General features: G+C 31.9%; 1 pseudogene. It reads right to left on the reverse strand.

Annotated elements, in window-relative coordinates:
* Window positions 1-511: pseudogene (locus R7040_RS30135) on the reverse strand (cellulose biosynthesis protein BcsE); the annotation flags it as partial.

Raw genomic sequence — 511 nt, forward strand, 5'->3', positions numbered from 1 at the left:
GTCATGGTCGCCAAACCTGCAATGTATCTATTATGAGAAATCAGAATGGGCTTTAATAGTGAAGTCGTCAGATGCCCATATATACAAACACTAATAGTGAGTTTTTTATTATTTGCCAGTTCATTTAAGTTTTGTAGGAAAATACTTACAAAATAATCGTCACTTGATGATACCAGTGAATCTGGAACTACTAATATATATGTAGAGAGTTTCTTTATATTTGTTTGATGAATATCTTTTGCAAGCTTTATAGCGTTTGGCGCTTTATTTGTGAATTTGTGGCTAAGAAAAAAACACTGTTCAAGATAATTTTTAGATAAGTCATTGAATTTGCATAAGGCCTCATCATTCAATGCAGACAAAAAAGTTTCCTTGTCTGTAAAGCTTGTAAGTGAAGTGTTGTTATTTGCTGGTAGCGTACTGAACAAATAATCAATAACCATTTGCTTATGTGTAAATAAGTTTACATAAACAGAATTTATCTCTCGTTCAGAAGTAATTGCGGATAACC

It is taken from the genome of Vibrio sp. 1069, from assembly GCF_033340555.1.